Genomic DNA, 24,645 nt, shown 5'->3' on the forward strand with positions numbered 1-24,645 from the left:
ATGTTTAATACGGCAGGCTATTCTCCGGCCGTTCTTCGGAAAGATTGCCGCATGTCCGCCATCAACGGTGCTGACCGGTTCGCCGCATTCCGGCATGTCTCCTACGCCCGATTCTTCTTCGCCCGCTTTCTTGCCTCATTCGCCATCCAGATCGTCAGCGTCTCGGTCGGCTGGCAGATGTACGCGCAGACGCAGAACACGCTCTATCTCGGCCTGATCGGTCTCTTCCAGTTCCTGCCGTCGTTCCTTCTTATCCTGGTTACGGGTTCGGTGGCTGACCGTCATAGCCGCCGGGCGATCGTTTCGATCTGCATGATCATCAGCGCCCTCTGCGCGGCTGCTCTTCTGGGGCTGACGATCGCCGACGCGTTCTCGCCCTGGCCCGTCTTTGCCATCCTGATCGTCTTCGGCATCGAGCGCGCCTTCATGGCGCCGGCGGTGCAGTCGCTGGCGCCCAATCTCGTTCCTGCCCATGACCTGTCCAATGCGATCGCCTGGAACTCGTCCTCCTGGCAGACGGCGGCGATCCTCGGTCCGGTCGCCGGCGGTCTGCTTTACGGCCTCAGCGCCATGGTCGCCTATTCGGTCGCGCTTGCCTTCCTCGTTCTGGCGGCCATCCTCGTCTTCATGATCGAAAAGCCGGCGCAGCACAGCCTCAGCGGGCCGCGCGACTGGACCTCGGTTCTTGCCGGGTTCCAGTTCATCCGCAGGGAAAAGGTCGTGCTGGGTGCGATCTCCCTCGATCTCTTTGCCGTTCTGCTCGGTGGCGCCGTGGCGCTGATGCCGGTCTTTGCCAGCGAGATCCTGGTGCTCGGCCCCTTCGGCCTCGGCCTGCTCAGGGCGGCGCCCGGCATCGGCGCGATCCTCGTCGCGATCACGCTTGCAGCCTATCCGATCCGCCACAATGCCGGCGTGCTGATGTTTGCAGGCGTCGCGCTGTTCGGCATCGGCACGGTTGTCTTCGGTCTGTCGGAGGTCGCCTGGCTGTCGATCGCGGCGCTGATGCTGATGGGCGGGGCGGACATGATCTCGGTCTATGTGCGCGAGACGCTGATTGCGCTGTGGACGCCGGATGCCGTGCGTGGCCGCGTGAATGCCGTCAACATGATGTTCGTCGGTGCCTCGAACGAGCTTGGCGAGTTCCGGGCGGGGACCATGGCGCATGTCATCGGTGCGGTTCCCGCCGTGGTGCTCGGCGGCATCGGCACGCTTGCCGTCGCCGTCATCTGGGCGCTCGGCTTCCCGCAGTTGCGCAAGATCGATTCGCTCGAAGCACCCAAGCAGAAGGCCTGATCGATCAGGCCGCCATGGTCTCGCCCTGGCGCTGGAAGATGTGGGTGAGGAACCGGTCCATCCAGTCGCGCAGAGGGCCGTCATGGTCCATCCGGCCTTCCAGATGCGCGCGGCCGACCTGCGCGCCGGGCAGTTCAAAGCGGTGTGCGCCGTGCACGACCCATCGATGCATCATCACCCGTGTCAGCTCGCCGTGAAACTGGATGCCCCAGGCATTCTCGCCATAGCGGAAGGCCTGGTTGGGATAGGTGCTGCCCGACGCGAGCAGTTCGGCGCCGACCGGCAGGTCGAACCCTTCGCGGTGGAACTGGTAGACCATCGACGGCCATTCCATCAGCGCGCGGCCCCTCTCGGTCGCTTCCAGCGGATACCAGCCGATTTCGGTCAGCCCCTCATGATGCGGCGCGACGACGCCACCCAAATGCCGGACCAGCATCTGGGCGCCGAGGCAGATGCCGAGGAACGGCTTGTTTTCCGACAGCGGTACGGAGAGCCAGTCGATCTCGCGGCGGATGAACTCCTCGTCGTCGTTGGCGCTCATCGGCCCGCCGAAGACAACGGCGCCGGCATGATCTTCGAGCGTTGCAGGCAGCGCCTCGCCCAGCACCGGGCGCCGGATGTCGAGGCTGAAGCCTTTCTCCAGCAGCAAATGTCCGACCCGTCCGGGACTGGAGCGTTCCTGATGCAGGATGATCAGGACCGGCTTGCCGGTCGTGCGCGTGTAGAACGTGCGGTCGTCGAAAAGCATCTCACTTTTCCTGTTGCGCGGTCTCCTCCTCCGCGATCCTGAATTTGGCGGCCACCTCCTGCCGCTTGATGATCCTGTCCCTGCCGGAAACGCCAAGAAGATCGGCGATGCGCCAGATCACGTGGTCTTCCATTTCGCTGCGTTCGCCATCTGCATAGACAATCTCCCACAACATGCCGATTAGGTCGATCCGCTGTTCCTCGGAAAAATGCCGTTTGATGTCGGATGTGAAACGGAAATAGTCGATAGCCTCGCTCTCGGCCGTCTCGCCGGCGGCAATCAGGGCGTCGAGTGCCGCATCGTCCAGCTTGTAGTGATCCTTGATCATCGAGCGCACCTTGCGGCGCTCCTTCTCGTCGGTCTCGCCGTCGGCCTCCATCACCTGAATGCAGAGCGCCATGATGGCGATGCGCGGATCGCCGGGCTCGATCGAGGAGGCATGCCCGTGTCCAGTCAGGCTGTCGAGGAACGTTTTGAATCTGTCAAACATGCGGGTCCGTCAAAGGTCGGAGGTTCTCAAAACAGGCGGAAGCTCGCTTTTGCCAGCGGTTTGTCGCTGTCGTCGCGCACGCCCGGATCATCCGGCGGGCGGCCGAAGAACGGCTCGACGACAGGCTCTTCGGTCCTGGCCGGCGCGGGTTTCTTTTCAACCTTCACGGGCTCCGGCACGATCACCGATTCGCTCGGTCCCGGCACGGCGGTGGTCTCGACCACCTCCTCGGTTTTCTCCGGGGTTTCGATGACGTGCTTCGGCTTTGCAGGCGTCTCGGCCTGCTGAGGCTCCGGCTCGGCGCGCTGGTGGGTGACGGCAACCGGCGGCAGGCTGCGGATCGCCGCGTCGGCTGCTTCCAGCGTGCCCTCTTCGACCGGGCCGGCAATCTGGCCGACCGGCTGTTTCCATTCGAAGGCGTCGAGACGGCCGCTGACGGGCGAGACCGGCAGCCACTCAGGCGAGGTGACGCCATCGGCGGTCCAGGCGGGGTCGCGCGGGCTCTTCAGCGCCTGGTTCATCCAGTGGCGGATGCGGCCGTCATCGCCGGTATCGGCCTCCTCGATATCGGCAAGCAGCAGGAAGATGCCCTCGTTCGGCTGGATACGGGCCGCGGCCTCCGCCTTGGCGCGAGCCAGGGACAGTTCGCGGGCTTCCAGCGCGCTTTCGGCAACCGCGGCCAAGGCCACCGCATTGTTCGGCCTGAGCGCCTCGAGCTTGCTTGCCCGCTTCAGGCGGTCGAGGGCCGAATCGCCGCTGCGGGCGCGGACGTAGAGCCTGGCGATTTCCGGATGCGGTTCCTGCTTCCAGAGCTTTTCCAGGATGGAGGCCGCCTTGCGCAGGTTGTCTTCGCGAAACAGCGCCTTGGCGGCGATGAGGCCGGCCGGCACCAGGTCGTCGGCGAGCTTCAGGGCGGCCAGCGCGTCGTCGCGGGCGCCTTTCGGATCGGCCTCCAGCTTTTCGGTGGCGCGGGCCGTCAGAAGCACGGCCTTCTTGCGGTCGGCCTCCTTGCGGTCGATGACGTGGCTGGCGCGGCTCTGGTCGAGAAGGCGGATGGCTTCGTCCCACTGGCCGGTCTGGCTGCGATAGTCGAGCGCTGCCAGCGTCGCCCAGGGCAGATGCGGCGCCTTGTCGGCGGCGCGCTCGGCAAATTGCCGTGCGGCCTCGTTGGCGCCCAGCCGCTTGGCTTCGAGATAGAGGCCGCGCAGGCCGAGTTCGCGCGTCTCAGGGTCGTCGGCCATCAGTTCGAACTTCTTGCGGGCGTCGTCATATTTGCCCTCGATCAGCGCCGTCTGCGCTTCCAGCAGGTGGATCAGCGGCTCCTGGTCGGAACTCAAAAGGCCGCGCGTGCGCGCCGTCATCTTGCGGGCAAGGGCGCTGTCGCCAGCGCCGGCTGCGATCAGGCCGGTCGACAGCGCCTGGTAGCCGCGGTCACGCTTGCGGGCGCGGAAATAGCGGGAGATCGAGTGCGGCGACAGCCAGACGACGCGGATCACCCAGATGACGATGAGGACGGCGGCGATCAGCGAAGCGAGCAGCGTCGCTGCCACCATCAGGCTCATCTCGACGCGGCTTCCCTGCCAGATCAGCGACAATTCGCCGGGACGGTCGGCCAGCCAGGCAAAGCCGGCGCCGAGGGCAAGGACGATGAGAACGTAGAACAGAATACGGATCATGAACTCTTCCTTAGCCCTGGTTGGCCGTCATGGCGCCGGCAACGGCCGCGTCGATCAAACCTTCGACACGGATGCGCTGGTCGAGCCGGGTTTTGAAATCGGCTCCGGCGGTTTTCGCCGGTTCAGGCAGTGCCTGCCATTCGAGGCTCGCGCCCTTCAGGTCGCCATTGGTCAGCTTGTCCTCGATGCGGGCGACGACCGCTTCAGGTCCGTCTCCCTCGACGCTGCCGACGGGGCGGATGCGGATGGCGGACGAGGCGCTGTCCATCAGGCGGGAGAAAATGCCCTGGTCGGGGTCGCTGTGCCGGGTGGCTTCCAGCATCGCATCGGCGGTTGCCGGAAAGTCGCGCACCAGATCGGCGCGCGGCGAAACGCCGAGTGCGGCGTCGCCGGCAAGGCCGGTGACGGCCGGATCGGTGGCGGCGATGCTCTTCAGGGCGTCGAGTTCGGCGAGAAACGGCCCTCCGCGGTCGATCGCCGTTTTCAGCGCGGTAACGGCCACGGCGCGGGCCAGCTGCACGTCGCTGGCCGGTTCGTCGATCTTCTTCTCCGCCGCCTCGATGCGGGTCGAAAGCTCGGATTTCGCCGTTTCCGTCGATTGCTGGGTATCGGCAAGGGCCGATTTCAGCGTTGCAATCTCGGTGGTCAGGTTGGCAATCTGGGCATCAAGGCCGGACATGTCGGTCGCTGCGCCGTTACCGGTCTCGGCGGTCTTCTTCTCCAGTTCGGCGATGCGGGCTTCCAGCGGGCCGAGATCGACGCTTGCCGAGGCTGAAGGGGCTGCAGCGAGCTGCGCCTTGATCGCTTCGACATCGCTGGCAAGGCTCTGTTCGACGGCCGTCTCGCCCCTACCGGGTCCGAGCGCCGGCAGGAAGCCGGCATATTGCAGGCCGCCGGCGCCGAGAAGCGTGATCAGGCCGCCGAGAATGCCGGCGGCAAGGGCGCCCGAATTCGAGGTGCGGCGCGGTTCGGCATGGATTGGCCCGGCCGGCTGTTCCGCTGCCGCCGAGGTCGGTTCCTCGGCAAAGACGGCTGCAGCCGCTTGCGCGCGCGCATCTTCTTCATCCGAGGCGGAACTGTCGGCGTCTTCGGAACTGCGAGTGTCTTTGGAAATACCGGTGGCTGGTTCCTGGATGTCCGTCGGCTCGGGAATGTCGGCGCGGACGGTTTCGTCCGCTTCATCCGCCCGGATGTCCGCCGCGTCGCCAACGACCGCTTCGCCTTCGGAGGCGGCATCGACGGTTTTCGTATCGTCCTCTGGCGCCGCATTGGCTTCCAGGTCGATCGTCACCGGCTCCTGATCGGACTTCGAGCGGCGCGGAGGATTTTCCGGTCCCATGATGATCTCTTCCCGTTATCGCATGAACTTAAGGCACTGCGTTAAACCTAGACATGGAGCGGGAAGAGGGAAAGCCCCCCAGCGACAATTCCTTGCCCGGCTGCTGATAGACAAAAGCCACGTGCATGACGGTGGCCGGTCAGAGCAGCGCGAAAAGACTTGTTTCATTGGGTTCAGCCGCAATGGCGATTTGGCCGATCCCTCGTGGCACGGCATCCGCCACATGGTCGCTCAGGCAGAGCAGCCGCATGTCGCGAAACGCGGTTTTTGTCGCCATGGCATCCAGAGCGAAGAAATGCCGGGCGGTTTCGTGGGAGTAAAAGAGAACGGCCCGCGGTTTGCGCGATGAAAGCAGGTTTTCAATGGTTTCCGGCGCATGGGCGATGGGAGACATCCGATAGACTTCCGCGACGCGGCAGCGGATTCCCGCCTGCCGCAGCGCCGTTTCGAAGCCAGGCGATCGAGGCAGGCCGGCCAGATAGGCAAGGCCGTGGTCAAGGCTCTTGGCGGTGTCGGCAATGCGCTGCGCAAGCCCCAAGCCTGTCCCGGGGCCGGCGATAACCGATCGGAAACCCAATGCCCTTGCCGCGTCGGTCGTTGCCGTGCCGACGCAGTAGACCGGCGTCTGCAGGTGCTGCGCTAATTGATCTTTGATGGCAGACAGCGCACGAACGGCTTCCGCGCTGGTAATGGCAATCGCCGCATGGGGAAGGGACAACGCATCCAGCGCCGCCTGCGGCTGGTGGACCGCTTCCATCATCGGCAGGACGATGGCTTCATGGCCCAGCGCTTCGAGCCTTGCCGCCGTTGCCGCCGCTGAGGGTTGCGGCCGGGTGACAAGGACGCGCATGGCTCAGGTCCAGCTCAAGAAGAAGTCCGGCCCGGCCTCAAGGCGGATATCCTCGCCGGCCTTGGCGCCCAGTTGCCCGGCGTTTACGGCCTTGCCCTCGGTCGCAACCCGGAAATGCTGGCTGCCGTCCGGTGTCAGTACCATGCCGGAGAAGCGGATCGCCTCGCCATCCGAGACGGCATAACCGGCAATCGGCGTGCGGCAGGAGCCGTCCAGCGTCGACAAAAAGGCCCGTTCGCAGGTGACGGCCTGATGTGTCCTGACGTCGTTGATCGCTTCCAGCAGGCCGTTGACACGGTCGTCACCAATGCGGCTTTCGATGCAGATCGCGCCCTGGGCCGGTGCCGGCGGGAAGATTTCCGGATCGAGGATTTCCGTCGGCACATCGTCCTTGCCGAGCCGCTTCAGCCCGGCGAAGGCGAGCAGCGTCGCATCGACCTGGCCCTCCGCCAGTTTCCTCAAGCGCGTATCGACCAGGCCGCGATAGGTGATGACGTTGATATCCGGCCGCAGCCGTTTGATCAGCGCCTGGCGCCGGAGCGACGACGAGCCGATGGTGGCGCCCTCAGGCAAGTCCAGCAGTTTGGCGGCGGTGCGGCCGATGAAAGCGTCGCGGGCATCCTCGCGCGGCAGATAGGCGGAGAGGAACAGCCCGCCGGGCAGTTTCGTCGGCATGTCCTTGGAGGAGTGCACGGCGAAATCGAGGCCGCCGGAGAGAAGCATGTCCTCGAGCTCCTGGGTGAAAAGCCCCTTGCCGCCGATCGCTGCAAGCGAGCGGTCGGTGATGCGGTCGCCCATGGTCGACAGCACGACGATCTCGAACATTTCGGGCGGCAGGCCGTGCGCGGCCATCAGGCGATCCCGCGTTTCATGCGCCTGTGCCAGCGCCAAGGGGCTGCCCCGCGTGCCGATCCGGAAAGGTTTTGTTTGCATCCACTGCGATCCGTTGTTACCGGAGTTCCGTGTATCCGCCTTTCCCCGCGACCGCAATATTCGAGTAAAATGGCCCATGTCTCCGCGCTTACGCATCCTCGGTATCGAAACAAGCTGCGATGAAACGGCAGCTTCGGTGGTGCTGCGCGATGAGGACGGCCACGGCGAGATCGCCAGTGACGTGGTGCTGAGCCAATTGGAAGAGCACAGCGTCTATGGCGGCGTCGTGCCGGAAATCGCCGCGCGCGCCCATGTCGAGGCGCTGGATACGCTGGTCGAGGAAGCGCTGTTGCGCGCCGGCGTGACGCTTGCCGATATCGACGCGATCGCTGCCACCAGCGGGCCGGGCCTGATCGGCGGCCTGCTCGTCGGACTGATGACGGGCAAGGCGATCGCGCGGGCGTCGGGCAAGCCGCTCTATGCGGTTAATCATCTCGAAGGCCATGCGCTGACGGCGCGGCTGACGGATGGGCTGTCCTTTCCCTATCTGATGCTCTTGGTGTCCGGCGGCCACACGCAGCTCATTCTGGTGAGGGATGTCGGCGTCTACGAGCGCTGGGGCACGACCATCGACGATGCGCTGGGCGAAGCCTTCGACAAGACAGCCAAGCTGCTGGGATTGCCTTATCCGGGCGGACCGGCCGTCGAGCGTGCGGCAAAAAGCGGCAATCCGGATCGCTTCTCTTTCCCGCGCCCTCTGGTCGGCGAGGCGCGCCTCGATTTCTCCTTCTCCGGCCTGAAAACGGCCGTGCGCCAAGCGGCACAGTCGATCGAGCCGGTGACCGAGCAGGACATCGCCGATATCTGCGCCTCCTTCCAGAAGGCGATTTCGCGGACGCTGAAGGATCGTATCGGCCGGGGGCTCGCCCGCTTCAAGGGCGAGTTTGCCGGCACCGTCGATCATCCGGCGCTGGTCGTGGCCGGCGGTGTCGCCGCCAACCAGACGCTGCGGGCAACGCTGCAGGACCTGTGCGACAAGAACGGTTTCCGCTTTGTCGCGCCGCCGCTGCAGCTGTGCACCGACAATGCGGCGATGATTGCCTGGGCCGGGGCAGAGCGTTTGGCAGCGGGGCTGCCGGCCGATGAACTCGATGTGGCGCCACGTTCGCGCTGGCCGCTCGATGCCGATGCGAAGGCCCTGATCGGTTTTGGCAAACGGGGAGCGAAGGCCTGATGACAGCAGCAAGCGCACAAGACAACCGCATCGTCGTCGTCGGTTCCGGCGCCTTCGGCACGGCGCTCGCCGCCGTTGCCGCCGCATCGGGCAAGGCAGCGGTGACGCTGCTTACCCGCCGCGAGAGCATCGTCGAGGATTTCAAGCAAACCGGCCGCAACGACAGCGCACTGCCGGGTATCGACCTGCCTGAAAGATTGACAGTCTCCGACGATCCGACGGTGTTGGAAGGGGCGGGTATCGTGCTCTTTGCCATGCCGTCCCAGGCGCAGCGCGAGGCGGCGCGTTCGTTGCACGGCTTCATCGGCAAGGGTGCGGATGTGGTCATCTGCGCCAAGGGCATCGAGCGTGTGAGCGGCCGCCTGCTGACCGATGTCGTCGAGGAAGAGCTGCATCTGCAGAACGTCGCCGTGCTCTCCGGCCCCGGCTTTGCCGCCGACATCGCCAAGGGCCTGCCGACGGCGATGGTGATTGCGGCCAATGGCATCGAACGCGCGTCTCTTCTTGCCGAAGCGTTGTCGGGCGCAACATTCCGCCTCTATCCGTCGGCCGACCGGATCGGCGTGCAGCTTGGCGGTGCCCTGAAGAACGTGCTGGCGATCGCCTGCGGCATCGTCGAAGGCGCGGGGCTCGGCGATTCCGCCCGGGCGGCGCTGATCTCGCGCGGTCTCGCCGAAATGTCGCGTTTCGTCGCGGCGCGCGGCGGCGAGGCCGATACGGTGCGCGGGCTCTCGGGCCTCGGCGACCTCGTGCTGACGGCGACCAGCCATCAGTCGCGCAATCTTCGCTACGGCATTGCGCTCGGCGCGAGCGGCAGCGCCAAGGGGCAGACGCGGGAACTGGTCGAGGGCGCCTTCGCCGCCTCGGTTGCGGCCGATGTTGCACGGCAGCTGGGTGTCGATATGCCGCTCACCGAAGCGGTGGCGGCCATCATCGACGGAAAGACGGATGTGAAGACGGCGCTGGAGCAGCTGATGTCCCGCCCGATCACGCAGGAATAATCACTCCCAAGAACAGTCAATCAAGGAGAACGCCATGCTGTTTGCCGTTTTGTGCACGGACAAGCCGAATGCCCTGCAACTGCGGATGGATACGCGCCCGGAACACATCGCCTTTATCGACGAGCTCAATGCCAAGGGCGGGCTGGCCTTCGCCGGACCGTTCCTCGACGATGCCGGCAAGCCGAATGGCAGCCTGGTCGTGATCAGGGCGGAAACGATCGAGGAAGCCCGCGCGATCGCCGCCGCAGACCCCTATGCCAAGGCCGGCCTGTTTGCCCAGGTCGACATCAGGCCCTGGAACTGGGTCTTCAACAAGCCGGAGGCTTGAGCGTGGCATACTGGCTTTACAAATCCGAGCCGTTCAAGTGGTCTTGGGCAATGCAGAAGGATGCCGGCGACAAGGGCACCGAATGGACCGGTGTGCGCAACTACCTGGCGCGCAACAACATGCGGGCGATGCAGCTCGGCGACAAGGGGTTCTTCTATCACTCCAATGAGGGGCTGGAGATCGTCGGCATTACGGAAGTCTGCGCCCTGTCGCATCCGGATTCGACTGCCGCGGGCGACGCGCGCTGGGACTGCGTCGATATCCGCGCGGTCTGCGACGTGCCGAAGCCCGTCTCGTTGAAGGAGATCAAGGCAAACCCGAAATTCGAGAAGATGGCGCTCGTCACCTCGATGCGGCTTTCGGTGCAGCCGGTGACGGACGAGGAATATTTCGAGATCTGCCGTCTCGGCGGCCTTGACAATCCGCCGCGCTGATTGGTGCGTGGCAAATTGATCGCCTGCGTCTGTATGATGGCCCCTTACACTGACCCCCTCCCCGCAGGCGGGGACGGGACTGCCTCGAGTTTGCCGCTGGTCCCTTCGCCCCGCTTACCTGGAAGGGCGGATGAGAGACCAAGCCTCGACGACCAACCGGAAACCGTACCCTTTGTGAAAACCGATCCCGAAGCCTTTATCCGCGCCAATACCGATGTCATGTCGCTGCCGCACGTGCCGGAGATTCGGCTCCATCTGGCCAGCGAAGCGCATGACCTCTGGCTGAAGACGGAGGAGGAACTGGAAGAAATCGGCCTGCCGCCGCCCTTCTGGGCCTTTGCCTGGGCGGGCGGGCAGGGGCTGGCGCGGCATATTCTCGATCATCCGGAGCTGGTCAAGGGCAAACGGGTCATCGATTTCGCCTCGGGATCGGGACTTGTGGCGATTGCGGCGATGAAAGCCGGTGCGGCGTCGGTTCTGGCCGTCGACATCGATCCCTGGACGCAGACCGCGATCCGGCTGAATTCAGCACTCAATGGCGTCACGGTCGCCTTCGCCGCAGCCGACATCATCGGCGATGCGCGCAGTGCCGACGTCTATCTTGCCGGCGATGTCTTCTACGACAAGGCTTTTGCCGACCGGCTGGTTCCATGGTTCACCGCGCTTGCGCAGAACGGGGCTAGCGTGCTCGTCGGCGATCCCGGCCGTGCCTATTGCCCGCGCGACCGCATGCAGATGCTGTCGACCTACCAAGTGCCGGTGACCCGCGCACTGGAGGACAGCGAGGTCAAGAAGACCACGGTCTGGCGATTTACTGCATAAGGCGCTTGGAGCGGACCGGGGCGTCAGCGGCGGATGACGCAGACGCCGGCTTCCCAGGAGCACGCGCGGCCGGCCGTCGACGGCGTCACGCGGATGATCTTGGCGCGGGGCGCGCGATAATCACTGTCGGTAGCGCCGTTGAAATAGCCGTAGCCGCCGCCTTCGGAGTTGAAATACGTGCCGTTGCCGGGATCGCTCCATGCCGACAATCCGCCGAAATATGTGCCGCCAAGGGCCTGCGAGGGGAAATCGTCGCCACCGTAGGCCGGTTGCCAATAGTTTACGCGCTGGTCGGGGTATTCGCGCACGACGCTCCGTTGGCCGGGGCGGCGATAGAAACCGTAGCGGTGCTCGAAATAGCGGCGGTCGGCGTTGATGCCGGCAAGACGCACGTTGCGATGGCGGCGCAGCAAGCGGCTATCGACATTGACGCCGGACAGCACTGCCCGGTCGCCACGGCGCCCGTGATGGCGGCCGAGGAGGCGGCTATCGACATTGACGCCGGACAGCACTGCCCGGTCGCCACGGCGTCCGTGATGGCGGCGGAGGAGGCGGCTATCGACATTGACGCCGGACAGCACGTCCCGGTCGCCGCGGCGTTCGTGATGGCGGCGGACGAAATGCCGCTCTCCGTCATAGCGGTCGCGCGCTGCGGCAAAATCGGTGAACCAGATGACCAGAGCCAAGACCGCGATCAAGACTTTCGTCGCATTCGACAGGGTGATTGGACGCATTTCGTGCAGCCCTCCGCGCAACGCTTAACAAATCCTTAACGGCAATGTGCGGCAATGGGCGGCAAAAGTCACGGGAATGCGTTGATTTTTCACGGTCTATCGTTAACGCGGCAGCCCTGCCGATTCGGCCAGCCTGCCTTATTTTCGTCTAATCGATTAAAATGATTTTGCACTGCAAACACACTTGTCGTTAATCAATATGGTGATTAAACGTCGGCTGACTGAATTGTGCACAATCATGTGCAATACCGGAGTAAGATAGTCCAGTTTTTGGGCGGTTCGTCCGGTTGTTCCGTGGGGTTCCGATGACGAATGTCACCAAAAGCCGGCCGCTCTCGCCGCATTTGCAAATTTACAAGCTAATTCCGACCATGGCCATGTCGATCGTGCACCGCATTACTGGCGGCGCGCTCTATTTCGGTACCATTCTCGTCGCCTGGTGGCTGATCGCTGCCGCCACCAGCCCGGCCTATTACGACTGGGTCATGTGGGCCTTCGGCACTATCATCGGCCAGCTTGTCCTGTTCGGCTATACCTGGGCGCTGGTGCATCACCTGTTCGGCGGCATTCGCCACTTCATCTGGGATCTCGGCTACGGTTACGAGAAGCATTTCGCGACCAAGCTCGCCATTGCCAACCTGGTCGGTTCGGTTGCAGTCACGCTGCTGATCTGGATCGTCGGCTACGCGGTTCGCTGAGAGGAGAATTTCCATGGATATGCGCACGCCTCTCGGCAAGGTTCGCGGTCTCGGTTCGGCCAAGGAAGGCACCGATCATTTCTGGCGCCAGCGGCTGACGGCGGTCGCCAACGTGCCGCTGATCATCTTCTTCGTCCTCTTCCTCATCAAATATGCCGGCGCGCCGCATGCGGATGTCGTCGCGGCCCTGTCGAACCCCTTCGTCGCGGTCATCATCGGGCTGGTGCTCGTCTCCGGCCTCACCCACATGAGGATCGGCATGCAGGTCATCATCGAGGATTATGTCCACGGCGAGGGCACCAAGATCGTGCTTCTCATGCTCAATACGTTCTTTGCGATCGCAGTTGGCGGGCTCTGTCTTTTCGCCGTCCTGAAGATCGCTTTTGCAGGGTAATTCAAAAAATGGCACCGAATATGTCGCCGCTTATCAACGGCAGAGCCTATGAATATGTCGACCACGCCTATGACGTGATCGTCGTCGGCGCTGGCGGCGCCGGCTTGCGCGCCACGCTCGGCATGGCCGAGCAGGGCTTCAAGACGGCCTGCATCACCAAGGTCTTCCCGACGCGCTCCCACACGGTCGCAGCGCAGGGCGGCATTGCGGCTTCGCTGCAGAACATGACGCCGGACAGCTGGCAGTGGCACCTCTACGACACCGTCAAGGGTTCCGACTGGCTGGGCGACGTCGATGCCATGCAGTATCTCGCCATGGAAGCGCCGAAGGCGGTCTATGAGCTCGAGCATTACGGCGTGCCCTTCTCGCGCAATGCCGAAGGCAAGATCTACCAGCGTCCGTTCGGCGGCCATATGCAGAACTACGGCGAGGGCCCGCCGGTACAGCGCACCTGTGCCGCTGCCGACCGCACCGGCCACGCCATCCTGCACACGCTCTACGGCCAGTCGCTCAAGCACAACGCCGAATTCTTCATCGAATATTTCGCGCTCGACCTGATCATGTCGGATGACGGCAGCCGCTGCACCGGCGTCGTTGCCTGGAACCTCGACGACGGCACGATCCATCGCTTCGCCGCCAAGATGGTGGTGCTGGCGACCGGCGGCTATGGCCGCGCCTATTTCTCGGCGACCTCGGCCCATACCTGCACCGGCGACGGCGGCGGCATGATCGCGCGTGCCGGCCTGCCGCTGCAGGACATGGAATTCGTGCAGTTCCACCCGACCGGCATCTACGGCGCCGGCTGTCTCATCACCGAGGGCGCGCGCGGCGAAGGCGGTTATCTCGTCAACTCCGAGGGCGAACGCTTCATGGAGCGTTACGCGCCGTCGGCCAAGGACCTTGCCTCGCGCGACGTCGTCTCGCGCTGCATGACGCTGGAAATCCGCGAGGGCCGCGGCGTCGGCAAGAACAAGGACCATATCTTCCTGCATCTCGACCATCTCGATCCGGCCGTGCTGCACGAGCGGCTGCCGGGCATTTCCGAGAGCGCCAAAATCTTTGCCGGCGTCGACGTGACCCGCGAGCCGATCCCGGTCCTGCCGACCGTCCACTACAATATGGGCGGCATTCCGACCAACTACTGGGGCGAAGTGCTGAACGCCGACAGCGCCAATCCGGAGCGGATCATCCCCGGCCTGATGGCCGTCGGCGAAGCCGGCTGCGCCTCGGTGCACGGCGCCAACCGCCTGGGTTCCAACTCGCTGATCGACCTCGTGGTCTTCGGCCGGGCCGCCGCCATCCGGGCCGGCGAAGTGATCGATCGCGCCTCTTCGATCCCGGCCATCAACGAGAAGGCTTCCGAAAAGATCATGACGCGCTTCGACCGGCTGCGCCATGCGAGCGGCGGCACCCCGACCGCCGTGCTGCGCGAAAAGATGCAGCGCACCATGCAGGAAGACGCAGCCGTGTTCCGCACGCAGGAATCGCTGGAATCGGGCTGCAGGCGCATGAGCGCGATCTGGAAGGAACTGCCGGATATCAAGGTCACCGACCGCTCGATGATCTGGAACTCCGATCTGGTCGAGACGCTGGAACTGGAAAACCTGATGGCCAACGCCATCACCACGGTCTATGGCGCCGAAGCCCGCAAGGAAAGCCGCGGCTCGCATGCCCGCGAAGATTACACCAGCGGCGCCTTTGCCGGGCGCGACGACGTCAACTGGCGCAAGCATACGCTTTCCTGGGTGAATGATGCGGGCGAGGTCAAGCTCGACTACCGCCCGGTCCACACCGAATTGCTGGCCGAAGGCATCGATCCGCACAAGATCGAGCCGAAGGCGCGCGTATACTGATCATGGCGGCGGCGGACGCGGGATATTCCGGCACGCCGCTTCCGAAGAAGCTGGGTTTCAAGCCCGGAATGGCAGCCGCCTTCGTCGCGTTGCCGGACAGTCTGGCAGGGCTTGCGGCCTCGGTCGATTTCGCCGCCTGCGACCGGTTCCCCTCTTGGGAAGCGATGCGGGCGACGGACGGGATTTATGATGCGATCCATGCCTTCACGATCATGAGGGCGGAGATCGAAAACGAGCTTTCGGGGCTGCAGAACCGGATCAGGCCGGACGGCATGATCTGGGTTTCCTGGCCGAAGAAGGCTTCGAAGGTTAGGACGGACGTGACCGAGGATGTCGTGCGCAACGCGGCCCTCGATCTCGATCTGGTGGATGTCAAGGTGGCCGCAGTCGACCAGACATGGTCAGGGCTGAAGCTGGTTATCCGCAAGGATCGGCGCAAGGAAAGAACGGACAGGTCGCATGGTTGAACTCGCTCTCCCCAAGAACTCGCAGATCAGCGAAGGCAAGGTCTGGCCGAAGCCGGCCGGTGCCAAGAACACCCGCGAGCTGCGCATCTATCGCTGGAGCCCGGACGACGGCAAGAACCCATCGATCGACACCTTCTACATCGATGTCGACGATTGCGGCCCGATGGTGCTCGACGCGCTGCTCTACATCAAGAACAAGATCGACCCGACGCTGACGCTGCGCCGCTCCTGCCGCGAAGGCATCTGTGGCTCCTGCGCAATGAACATCGACGGTACCAATACGCTCGCCTGCACCAAGGGCATGGACGAGGTGAAGGGAACGGTAAAGGTCTACCCGCTGCCGCATCTGCCTGTCGTCAAGGACCTGGTGCCGGATCTCACCAACTTCTACGCCCAGCACCGCTCGATCGAGCCCTGGCTGAAGACGGTTTCGGCGACGCCGGCCAAGGAATGGAAGCAGAGCCACGAGGACCGCCAGAAGCTCGACGGCCTCTACGAATGCATCCTCTGTGCCTGCTGCTCGACTTCCTGTCCGAGCTACTGGTGGAACGGCGACCGCTATCTCGGCCCGGCCGTGCTCTTGCAGGCCTATCGCTGGCTGATCGACTCCAGAGACGAGGCCAAGGGCGAGCGCCTCGACAATCTCGAAGACCCCTTCCGCCTCTATCGCTGCCACACCATCATGAACTGCGCCCAGACCTGTCCCAAGGGCCTGAACCCGGCCAAGGCGATCGGCGAAATCAAGAAGATGATGGTCGAGCGGCGCGTCTGATTGTCGCGCGCAGGGACTTTCCCTTCTTTCGTCATCCCGGCCTTCAGCCGGGATCCAGCGACCCGACGTCTGTCGGGCCCGAGGCCTTTCAGCCCAACGACTTGGACTGGCCGGATTTCTGTGACTGATGCTCGGGGCACGCCCGAGAAAATTCAAGCGGCAATAGTGCCTTGAGAGCATCCGACAACCTCACGACGCAGCCGGACCGACCGTTTCAATCATGCCACAGGCGTCAACGAATTGCCGTTCTCTTGAATTGAAGGATGGTTTTAAGGTAATTCCGCCTATATGTCAGTCGATAACGCGGTGCCAGAGATGATCGGGAGCAGGAATATGCGGACAATACATGCGGTGGCGGGACTGGCCGTGGTGCTGGCGCTTTCTGGATGTCAGAGAACGTCCATGAGCGATTTCGGCGGCAACAGCACGTCACCAGCCCCGTTGCAGGCACAGCCCGTGCCGACCGTGTCTTCCGGCCAGCTCGACGCTCCGGCGACCACCGACACCTCGCAGTTCCCCGCAGCACCGGTCAGCGGCACTGCGGCGGTCGGCGGCGTGCAGCCGGCTGGGGCTGACGTCGCGGCGGCCACTAATGCGCTCGATGTGACCAAGGAATCGATGGTCGGCAACTGGCGCGTCGCCAATGGCGGCAGTTCCTGCGACATGTTCCTGACGCTCACCAATCTCGGCAGTGGCTCGCGCGGCGGCACGCGTGGTTGCGCCGGCGAACTGACGCAGATGGGCTCCTGGGAAGTGGCCGGCAAGCAGGTCGTGCTCAAGGACCGCAACGGCAATCCGCTGGCCCGTCTGTTCAAGACTGCCGATGCGCGGTTCGACGGCTCGACCAATAGCGGCCAGCCGGTCAGCCTTAGCCGCTAATCAACAAGCCCGGCAAGACGCCGGGCTTTTTTGTCTGTACGCGTTTCCGTCTTCTGAGTTGCGAAAACGCTCTACCTCTTCGTTCCACGCATTTCCGGATGTTCGAACCTTTCCTGGAAATGCTTCAATCGGTTACGCCCGTGCCCAATCCCGAAGACAGTATTTCGCGAAAACTCGAGGCCATGATAGCCGAAAGCGCGGTGCGGCGCGATCCGGCCCAGCTCGGTATCGCCCGGCGCTTCGATCATCTGCTGACGGAGCTTGCCGGCAACCGGGCGCAGCGCAAGTCGAATGCGCTCGGCTGGCTGTTTGCCTCGCGCAAGCATGAGCATCCGCCGCTCAAGGGGCTTTATCTCTACGGCGGCGTCGGCCGCGGCAAGACGATGCTGATGGACCTGTTCTTCGAAACGGTGCCGATCCAGCGCAAGCGCCGGGCGCATTTTCACGAATTCATGGCCGATGTGCACGAGCGGATCTTCAAGCACCGGCAGAAGCTGAAGAATGGAGAGACGCGCCAGGCCGATCCGATGCCGCCGGTGGCGTCGGAGATTTTCGCCGAGGCGCGGCTGCTCTGCTTCGACGAGTTCTCCGTCACCGATATCGCCGATGCGATGATCCTGTCGCGGCTGTTCAGCGAGCTTTTCGCCAAGGGCTGCGTTCTTGTCGCCACGTCCAATGTCGAGCCGGGCAATCTCTACATGGACGGCCTGAATCGCGGGTTGTTCCTGCCGTTCATCGATCTGTTGAAGACCCATACCGAGATCGTGCCGCTGGATGCCGGGACGGATTATCGCCTGGCGAAGATGGAGGGCCTGCCGGTCTGGCTGGCGCCGCTGGGGCCGCAGGCCGACGCCGCGCTCGACCGGGCCTGGATCCATGCCACCGCCGGGCTGTCGGTCGCGGCTGCCGAGGTTGCGCGCAAGGGCCGGACCATCAAGGTTCCGGCGGCGGCCAACGGGTGCGCCCGGTTTTCCTTTTCGGACCTCTGCGAGCGGCCGCTGGGCGCAGCCGATTATCTCGCCATCCTCTCCCACTACCGGACGATCTTCATCGATCACATCCCCCATCTTGGGCCTGAGCGCCGCAATGAGACCAAGCGCTTCATCATGCTGGTCGATACGATCTACGACCACGGCGCCCGCATTTTTGCCACGGCGGCTTCCGCGCCGATCGATCTGCTGACGGCAAAAAAAGGCACGGAAGGCTTCGAATTCGACCGAACGGTCTCGCGCCTGATCGAGATGCAGAGCGAGGAATATGCGCGAAATCATCGTGCGGAAACAGTGACTTCGTGACAATATCGCGACGAAAATTCTTACGTTTACGTAAGAATTTTATGATCTAACCGATTGAAATTGTTCCACTCAAAAGTATGGGTTGATATTTCAGATTTTGAAGGTTAATTCCTTGCGCCGAAAGGTTTGCCCAGCTCGCGTCTCAGGCGCCACGTCAGGCCTTGTCAGATTTGGATCGCAAAGGAAGCACTTTCATGGCGCGCAACAAGATCGCACTTATTGGTTCTGGAATGATTGGTGGCACGCTGGCGCATCTCGCCGGCCTGAAAGAACTCGGCGATATCGTCCTGTTCGACATCGCTGACGGCATCCCGCAGGGCAAGGGCCTTGATATCGCCCAGTCCTCGCCCGTCGAAGGCTTCAACGCCAATCTGACCGGCGCCAGCGATTATTCGGCCATCGAAGGTGCCGACGTCTGCATCGTCACCGCCGGCGTTGCCCGCAAGCCGGGCATGAGCCGCGACGACCTGCTCGGCATCAACCTCAAGGTCATGGAACAGGTCGGCGCCGGCATCAAGAAATATGCCCCGAACGCCTTCGTCATCTGCATCACCAACCCGCTCGACGCGATGGTCTGGGCGCTGCAGAAGTTCTCCGGCCTGCCGAAGAACATGGTCGTCGGCATGGCCGGCGTGCTCGATAGCTCGCGCTTCCGCCTGTTCCTGAGCCAGGAATTCAATGTTTCCGTCCAGGACGTCACCGCCTTCGTTCTCGGCGGCCATGGCGATACGATGGTGCCGCTCGCCCGCTACTCGACCGTCGGCGGCATTCCGCTGACCGATCTCGTCAAGATGGGCTGGGTCACCAAGGAGCGGCTGGAAGAAATCATCCAGCGCACCCGTGACGGCGGCGCCGAAATCGTCGGCCTGCTCAAGACCGGCTCGGCCTACTACGCCCCGGCCGCCTCGGCGATCGAAATGGCCGAGTCCTTCCTCAAGGACAAGAAGCGCGTTCTGCCCTGCGCCGCCCACCTCACCGGCCAGTACGGCGTCAAGGACATGTATGTCGGCGTTCCGACCATCATCGGTGCCGGCGGCGTCGAGCGCATCATCGAAGTCGAGTTCAACAAGGCCGAGCAGGACGCCTTCGAAAAGTCGGTCGCCGCCGTTGCCGGTCTTTGCGAAGCCTGCATCACCATTGCGCCCAGCCTGAAGTAATTCGCCCGCCGGCTTAAACAGGAAATATCCCCATGAACATTCATGAATATCAGGCCAAGGCCCTGCTGAAGAGCTTTGGCGCACCGGTCGCGGAAGGTGTCGCCATCTTCTCCGCCGACGAAGCCGAAGCCGCTGCGAAGTCGCTTCCCGGCCCGCTCTATGTCGTCAAGAGCCAGATCCATGCGGGTGGCCGCGGCAAGGGCAAGTTCAAGGAACTCGGCCCGGATGCCAAGGGCGGTGTTCGCCTGGCCTTCTCGATCGAAGAAGCCAAGGCTCATGCCAAGGAGATGTTCGGCAACACGCTGGTGACCGCGCAGACCGGCGAAGCCGGCAAGCAGGTCAACCGCCTCTACATCGAGGACGGCGCCGACATTGCTCGCGAACTCTATTGCTCGCTGCTCGTCGACCGCTCCGTCGGCCGCGTCGCCTTCGTCGTTTCGACCGAGGGCGGCATGGACATCGAGGCCGTCGCCCACGACACGCCTGAGAAGATCCACACCATCGCGATCGATCCGGAAGCCGGCGTGACGGCTGCCGACGTTGCCGCCATCTCCAAGGCGCTCGAGCTTTCGGGCACTGCTGCCGAAGACGCCAAGTCGCTCTTCCCGCTGCTCTACAAAGCCTTCAACGAGAAGGACATGGCGCTGCTCGAGGTCAACCCGCTGATCGTCATGAAGAATGACCATCTGCGCGTTCTCGACGCCAAGATGTCGTTCGACGGCAATGCGCTGTTCCGCCACGACGACGTGCGCGCGCTACGCGACGAAACCGAGGAAGATGCCAAGGAAATCGAGGCTTCCAAATGGGACCTCGCTTATGTGGCTCTCGACGGCAACATCGGCTGCATGGTCAACGGTGCCGGCCTTGCCATGGCGACGATGGACATCATCAAGCTTTATGGCAAGGAGCCCGCCAACTTCTGCGACGTCGGCGGCGGCGCAGGCAAGGAGAAGGTCGCGGCTGCCTTCAAGATCATCACGGCAGATCCCAAGGTCGAGGGCATCCTCGTCAACATCTTCGGCGGCATCATGAAGTGCGACGTCATCGCTGAAGGCGTTGTCGCCGCGGTTCAGGAAGTCGGCCTCAAGGTTCCGCTCGTCGTGCGCCTCGAAGGCACCAACGTCGAACTCGGCAAGAAGATCCTGAACGAGTCCGGTCTCGCGATTACCGCGGCTGACGACTTGGACGACGCGGCGAAGAAGATCGTCGCGGCGATCAACGGCTAATTTGAAGGACCGGAAATAATGTCCATTCTCGTCAATAAAGACACCAAGGTCCTTGTACAGGGCTTGACCGGCAAGACCGGTACATTCCACACCGAACAGGCGCTTGCTTACTACGGCACGCAGATGGTCGGCGGCATCCATCCGAAGAAGGGTGGCGAAACCTGGACCGGATCGAAGGGCGAAAGCCTGCCGATCTTCGCGACCGTTGCCGAAGGCAAGGAAAAGACCGGCGCCGACGCGACCGTCATCTACGTTCCGCCGGCGGGCGCCGCGGACGCGATCATCGAGGCGATCGAAGCCGAGATTCCGTTTATCACCTGCATCACCGAAGGTATTCCGGTCATGGACATGGTGCGCGTCAAGGCTCGCCTCGACCGCTCCAAGTCCCGTCTGCTCGGCCCGAACTGCCCGGGCATCCTGACGCCGGAAGAATGCAAGATCGGCATCATGCCGGGCTCGATCTTCCGCAAGGGTTCGGTCGGTATCGTTTCCCGTTCGGGCACGCTCACCTATGAAGCCGTGTTCCAGACCTCCAACGAAGGTCTCGGCCAGACCACGGCCGTCGGCATCGGTGGCGATCCGGTCAAGGGTACAGAGTTCATCGACGTGCTGGAGATGTTCCTCGCCGACGACGAAACCAAGTCCATCATCATGATCGGCGAAATCGGCGGCTCGGCCGAGGAAGACGCAGCGCAGTTCCTGATCGATGAAGCCAAGAAGGGCCGCAAGAAGCCGATGGCCGGCTTCATCGCGGGCCGCACGGCACCGAAGGGCCGCACGATGGGTCACGCCGGCGCCGTGGTTTCCGGCGGCAAGGGCGATGCGGAATCCAAGATCGCAGCGATGGAGCAGGCGGGCATCCGCGTGTCGCCGTCGCCGGCGCGCCTCGGCAAGACGCTGGTCGAAGTCCTCAAGGGCTGAGACAGCGCGATGTGATCGGGCAGGCGGTTGGTGCCGGCCCGGCTGCCCCTCGACGGAAGAAGGCAACGGCGCTGAGGCGCCGATGCCAGAAAGGTCGACCGGGACCGAAAGCCGGCAAGAGTTAACAAGTCAGGAGGCGGACGGACAGGTCCGCGAAGCACCATGGCAAGGCAAGAAGCCAACGAGCAATTTCTGCTGACCTCGTTCCTCGACGGAGCGAATGCCAGCTATATCGAGCAGCTTTATGCGCGCTACGAAAGCGACCCGTCGTCGGTCTCCGGCGAGTGGCAGTCGTTCTTCAAGGCGCTGCAGGACCAGCCTGACGACGTGATCAAGGCGGCCAAGGGCGCCTCCTGGAAAAAGCCGAACTGGCCGATCGTCGCCAATGGCGAACTGGTCTCGGCGCTCGATGGCGACTGGGGCACGGTCGAGAAGGTCATCGAAAAGAAGGTAAAGGCCAAGGCCGAGGAACAGGCTGTCGTCACCGGCGTTGCGCCGAGTGCCGCCGATGTCCACCAGCAGACCCGTGACAGCGTTCGCGCCATCATGATGATCCGCGCCTATCGCATGCGCGGCCATCTGCACGCCAAGCTCGATCCGCTCGGCATTGCAGCCCCCGTCGAGGACTATAACGAGCTGTCGCCGAAGTCCTACGGCTTCGAAGAGAGCGACTATGATCGCCGCATCTTCCTCGACAACGTGCTTGGCCTCGAATACGCGACCATCCGCGAGATGCTCGAAATCCTCGAGCGGACCTATTGTTCGACGCTCGGCGTCGAGTTCATGCATATCTCCGATCCGGAAATCAAAGGCTGGGTCCAGGAGCGCATCGAAGGCCCCGACAAGGGCGTCGAGTTCACCGCGGAAGGCAAGAAGGCGATCCTGCAGAAGCTGATCGAGGCGGAAGGCTTCGAGCAGTTCATCGACGTCAGGTACAAGGGCACCAAGCGTTTCGGCCTCGACGGCGGCGAATCGCTGATCCCGGCGCTGGAGCAGATCATCAAGCGCGGCGGCCAGGTCGGCCTCAAGGAAATCATCCTCGGCATGGCCCATCGCGGCCGTCTGAACGTGCTCACCAACGTCATGGGCAAGCCGCACCGCGCCGTGTTCCACGAGTTCAAGGGCGGTTCTGCAGCACCTGACGATGTCGAAGGTTCGGGCGACGTGAAGTACCATCTGGGTGCTTCTTCCGACCGCGAGTTCGACGGCAACAAGGTCCACCTCTCGCTGACGGCGAACCCGTCGCATCTTGAAATCGTCAACCCGGTCGTCATGGGCAAGGCCCGTGCCAAGCAGGACCAGATGGCGAAGGTCTTCGAGGGCGACATCATTCCCCTGTCGGAGCGTGCCCAGGTCATGCCGCTGTTGCTGCACGGCGATGCCGCCTTCGCCGGCCAGGGCGTGACGGCTGAAATCCTCGGGCTGTCCGGCCTGCGCGGCCATCGCGTCGCCGGCACCGTGCACTTCATCATCAACAACCAGATCGGCTTCACCACCAATCCGGCCTTCTCGCGCTCGTCGCCCTATCCGTCGGATGTGGCCAAGATGATCGAGGCGCCGATCTTCCATGTCAACGGCGACGATCCGGAAGCGGTAACGTACGCGGCCAAGATCGCCACCGAATTCCGGATGAAGTTCCACAAGCCAGTCGTCATCGACATGTTCTGCTATCGCCGCTTCGGCCATAACGAAGGCGACGAGCCGTCGTTCACGCAGCCGAAGATGTACAAGGTCATCCGCGCCCACAAGACGGTCGTCCAGCTCTATGGCGAACGCCTGATCGCCGAGGGCCTGATCACCGAAGGCGAGCTTGAGAAGATGCGGGCCGACTGGCGCGCCCATCTGGAGCAGGAATTCGAGGCGGGACAGGCCTACAAGCCGAACAAGGCCGACTGGCTGGACGGTGTCTGGTCGGGTCTGCGCGCTGCCGACAACCAGGACGAACAGCGCCGCGGCAAGACCTCGGTGCCGATGAAGACGCTGAAGGATGTCGGCCGCAAGCTGTCGGAGGTCCCGGCAGGCTTCAACGTCCACAAGACGATCCAGCGCTTCATGGACAGCCGCGCCAACATGATCCAGACCGGCGAAGGCATCGACTGGGCGATGGCGGAAGCGCTTGCGTTCGGCACGCTTGCCATCGAAGGCACGAAGATCCGCCTGTCGGGCCAGGATTGCGAGCGCGGCACCTTCTCGCAGCGCCATTCGGTCCTCTACGACCAGGAGACCGAGGAACGCTATATCCCGCTTGCCAATCTGTCGCCGACCCAGGCGCGCTACGAGGTCATCAACTCGATGCTCTCGGAAGAGGCGGTCCTCGGTTTCGAATACGGCTATTCGCTCGCCCGGCCGAATGCGCTGACGCTGTGGGAAGCCCAGTTCGGTGACTTCGCCAACGGCGCACAGGTCGTCTTCGACCAGTTCATCTCGTCGGGCGAACGCAAGTGGCTGCGCATGTCCGGTCTCGTCTGCCTGCTGCCGCATGGCTATGAAGGCCAGGGTCCGGAACACTCTTCGGCTCGCCTCGAGCGCTGGCTGCAGATGTGCGCCGAAGACAACATGCAGGTCGCCAACGTCACGACACCGGCGAACTACTTCCACATCCTGCGCCGTCAGGTGAAGCGCGACTTCCGCAAGCCGCTAATCATGATGACGCCGAAGTCGCTGCTGCGCCATAAGCGCGCCGTCTCTTCGCTGTCGGAAATGGCCGGCGAAAGCTCGTTCCATCGCCTGCTCTGGGACGATGCCGAAGTCATCAAGGACGGCCCGATCAAGCTGCAGAAGGACGCCAAGATCCGTCGCGTCGTTCTCTGCACCGGCAAGGTCTATTATGACCTGCTGGAAGAGCGCGAGAAGCGCGGCATCGACGATGTCTATCTGCTGCGCGTCGAGCAGCTCTATCCGTTCCCGGCCAAGGCGCTCATCAATGAGCTCTCGCGCTTCCGCAATGCGGAAATGGTCTGGTGCCAGGAAGAGCCGAAGAACATGGGCGCCTGGTCGTTCATCGACCCGTATCTGGAATGGGTGCTTGCCCATATCGATGCGAAGTACCAGCGCGTCCGCTACACCGGTCGTCCGGCCGCCGCCTCTCCGGCGACGGGCCTGATGTCCAAGCACCTCGCCCAGCTCGCCGCCTTCCTAGAAGACGCGCTCGGCGGTTGAGA

General features: G+C 63.5%; 24 protein-coding genes. 17 read left to right on the forward strand and 7 right to left on the reverse strand.

Features of this window, described 5'->3' with window-relative positions; all coding sequences use genetic code 11:
* Window positions 1-51 precede the first annotated feature (51 nt).
* The gene (locus A3AY_RS0126025) at window positions 52-1,293 is read left to right on the forward strand and encodes an MFS transporter (RefSeq protein WP_018328614.1); all 1,242 of its coding nucleotides are present in this window, start codon (window positions 52-54) and stop codon (window positions 1,291-1,293) included.
* Between the two features lie 4 nt (window positions 1,294-1,297).
* Here the strand turns inward: A3AY_RS0126025 and A3AY_RS0126030 are convergent, their stop codons facing one another.
* From A3AY_RS0126030 to hemC, 6 genes are all read right to left on the reverse strand, one after another.
* Entirely contained in the window at window positions 1,298-2,041 is a 744-nt protein-coding gene (locus A3AY_RS0126030; protein WP_018328615.1) for a glutamine amidotransferase, read from the reverse strand.
* Between the two features lies 1 nt (window position 2,042).
* Window positions 2,043-2,531, reverse strand: coding sequence for a tellurite resistance TerB family protein (locus A3AY_RS0126035; protein WP_018328616.1), 489 nt, complete (start codon window positions 2,529-2,531; stop codon window positions 2,043-2,045).
* A 26-nt stretch (window positions 2,532-2,557) separates the two neighbouring features.
* On the reverse strand, window positions 2,558-4,207 hold the full coding sequence (locus A3AY_RS0126040; protein WP_018328617.1) for a heme biosynthesis protein HemY: 1,650 nt from the start codon (window positions 4,205-4,207) through the stop codon (window positions 2,558-2,560).
* 10 nt (window positions 4,208-4,217) lie between these two features.
* The gene (locus A3AY_RS0126045; protein ID WP_018328618.1) at window positions 4,218-5,546 is read right to left on the reverse strand and encodes a COG4223 family protein; all 1,329 of its coding nucleotides are present in this window, start codon (window positions 5,544-5,546) and stop codon (window positions 4,218-4,220) included.
* Window positions 5,547-5,685: 139 nt separating this feature from the next.
* Window positions 5,686-6,396 carry a uroporphyrinogen-III synthase gene (locus tag A3AY_RS0126050; RefSeq protein ID WP_018328619.1) on the reverse strand — a complete coding sequence of 237 codons (711 nt, stop codon included), beginning with the start codon at window positions 6,394-6,396 and terminating at the stop codon, window positions 5,686-5,688.
* A 3-nt stretch (window positions 6,397-6,399) separates the two neighbouring features.
* A complete protein-coding gene (gene hemC, locus A3AY_RS0126055; protein WP_018328620.1) occupies window positions 6,400-7,329 on the reverse strand; it encodes a hydroxymethylbilane synthase in 930 nt (309 codons plus the stop codon).
* A 76-nt stretch (window positions 7,330-7,405) separates the two neighbouring features.
* On the opposite strand from hemC, the gene tsaD reads away from it, so the two are divergent.
* The 5 genes from tsaD to A3AY_RS0126080 all read left to right on the forward strand — a co-directional run bounded on the left by tsaD (window position 7,406) and on the right by A3AY_RS0126080 (window position 11,088).
* Complete coding sequence (tsaD, locus tag A3AY_RS0126060) at window positions 7,406-8,503, forward strand: tRNA (adenosine(37)-N6)-threonylcarbamoyltransferase complex transferase subunit TsaD (protein WP_018328621.1); 1,098 nt, start codon at window positions 7,406-7,408, stop codon at window positions 8,501-8,503.
* On the forward strand, window positions 8,503-9,504 hold the full coding sequence (locus A3AY_RS0126065; protein ID WP_018328622.1) for an NAD(P)H-dependent glycerol-3-phosphate dehydrogenase: 1,002 nt from the start codon (window positions 8,503-8,505) through the stop codon (window positions 9,502-9,504). The genes tsaD and A3AY_RS0126065 overlap by 1 nt, the downstream gene beginning before the upstream one ends.
* Window positions 9,505-9,538: 34 nt before the next feature.
* Window positions 9,539-9,832, forward strand: a complete 294-nt coding sequence (locus tag A3AY_RS0126070) for a YciI-like protein (protein WP_018328623.1) — start codon at window positions 9,539-9,541, stop codon at window positions 9,830-9,832.
* Between the two features lie 2 nt (window positions 9,833-9,834).
* A complete protein-coding gene (locus tag A3AY_RS0126075; RefSeq protein WP_018328624.1) occupies window positions 9,835-10,266 on the forward strand; it encodes an EVE domain-containing protein in 432 nt (143 codons plus the stop codon).
* Window positions 10,267-10,440: 174 nt separating this feature from the next.
* A complete protein-coding gene (locus tag A3AY_RS0126080) occupies window positions 10,441-11,088 on the forward strand; it encodes a class I SAM-dependent methyltransferase (protein WP_018328625.1) in 648 nt (215 codons plus the stop codon).
* Between the two features lie 23 nt (window positions 11,089-11,111).
* Here the strand turns inward: A3AY_RS0126080 and A3AY_RS37185 are convergent, their stop codons facing one another.
* Window positions 11,112-11,822 (reverse strand): hypothetical protein, encoded by a 711-nt coding sequence (locus tag A3AY_RS37185; RefSeq protein ID WP_018328626.1) that lies wholly within the window; start codon window positions 11,820-11,822, stop codon window positions 11,112-11,114.
* Window positions 11,823-12,127: 305 nt separating this feature from the next.
* Between A3AY_RS37185 and sdhC the strand changes: the two genes are divergently transcribed.
* The 11 genes from sdhC (at window position 12,128) to A3AY_RS0126140 (ending at window position 24,643) form a co-directional block, all read left to right on the forward strand.
* Window positions 12,128-12,520 carry a succinate dehydrogenase, cytochrome b556 subunit gene (gene sdhC / locus A3AY_RS0126090; RefSeq protein WP_018328627.1) on the forward strand — a complete coding sequence of 131 codons (393 nt, stop codon included), beginning with the start codon at window positions 12,128-12,130 and terminating at the stop codon, window positions 12,518-12,520.
* 13 nt (window positions 12,521-12,533) lie between these two features.
* The gene (sdhD, locus tag A3AY_RS0126095) at window positions 12,534-12,914 is read left to right on the forward strand and encodes a succinate dehydrogenase, hydrophobic membrane anchor protein (RefSeq protein ID WP_018328628.1); all 381 of its coding nucleotides are present in this window, start codon (window positions 12,534-12,536) and stop codon (window positions 12,912-12,914) included.
* An 8-nt stretch (window positions 12,915-12,922) separates the two neighbouring features.
* Window positions 12,923-14,767 carry a succinate dehydrogenase flavoprotein subunit gene (gene sdhA / locus A3AY_RS0126100; RefSeq protein ID WP_018328629.1) on the forward strand — a complete coding sequence of 615 codons (1,845 nt, stop codon included), beginning with the start codon at window positions 12,923-12,925 and terminating at the stop codon, window positions 14,765-14,767.
* 2 nt (window positions 14,768-14,769) lie between these two features.
* Window positions 14,770-15,234, forward strand: a complete 465-nt coding sequence (locus A3AY_RS0126105; RefSeq protein WP_018328630.1) for a DUF3052 family protein — start codon at window positions 14,770-14,772, stop codon at window positions 15,232-15,234.
* A complete protein-coding gene (locus A3AY_RS0126110) occupies window positions 15,227-16,006 on the forward strand; it encodes a succinate dehydrogenase iron-sulfur subunit (RefSeq protein ID WP_018328631.1) in 780 nt (259 codons plus the stop codon). Before A3AY_RS0126105 ends, A3AY_RS0126110 begins: the two co-directional genes overlap by 8 nt.
* Before the next feature lie 333 nt (window positions 16,007-16,339).
* On the forward strand, window positions 16,340-16,885 hold the full coding sequence (locus A3AY_RS0126115) for a protease inhibitor Inh/omp19 family protein (protein WP_026203839.1): 546 nt from the start codon (window positions 16,340-16,342) through the stop codon (window positions 16,883-16,885).
* A gap of 98 nt (window positions 16,886-16,983) precedes the next feature.
* On the forward strand, window positions 16,984-18,180 hold the full coding sequence (zapE, locus tag A3AY_RS0126120) for a cell division protein ZapE (protein ID WP_018328633.1): 1,197 nt from the start codon (window positions 16,984-16,986) through the stop codon (window positions 18,178-18,180).
* 194 nt (window positions 18,181-18,374) lie between these two features.
* Window positions 18,375-19,337, forward strand: coding sequence for a malate dehydrogenase (gene mdh, locus A3AY_RS0126125; RefSeq protein ID WP_018328634.1), 963 nt, complete (start codon window positions 18,375-18,377; stop codon window positions 19,335-19,337).
* Window positions 19,338-19,369: 32 nt separating this feature from the next.
* Window positions 19,370-20,563, forward strand: a complete 1,194-nt coding sequence (sucC, locus tag A3AY_RS0126130) for an ADP-forming succinate--CoA ligase subunit beta (protein WP_018328635.1) — start codon at window positions 19,370-19,372, stop codon at window positions 20,561-20,563.
* Between the two features lie 18 nt (window positions 20,564-20,581).
* Complete coding sequence (sucD, locus tag A3AY_RS0126135) at window positions 20,582-21,484, forward strand: succinate--CoA ligase subunit alpha (protein ID WP_018328636.1); 903 nt, start codon at window positions 20,582-20,584, stop codon at window positions 21,482-21,484.
* Window positions 21,485-21,646: 162 nt separating this feature from the next.
* Window positions 21,647-24,643 (forward strand): 2-oxoglutarate dehydrogenase E1 component, encoded by a 2,997-nt coding sequence (locus tag A3AY_RS0126140; RefSeq protein ID WP_018328637.1) that lies wholly within the window; start codon window positions 21,647-21,649, stop codon window positions 24,641-24,643.
* Window positions 24,644-24,645: the final 2 nt, after the last annotated feature.

Origin of the sequence: Rhizobium giardinii bv. giardinii H152 (assembly GCF_000379605.1) — a bacterium.
In the GTDB taxonomy this organism is placed as follows: Bacteria; Pseudomonadota; Alphaproteobacteria; order Rhizobiales; family Rhizobiaceae; genus Pararhizobium; species Pararhizobium giardinii.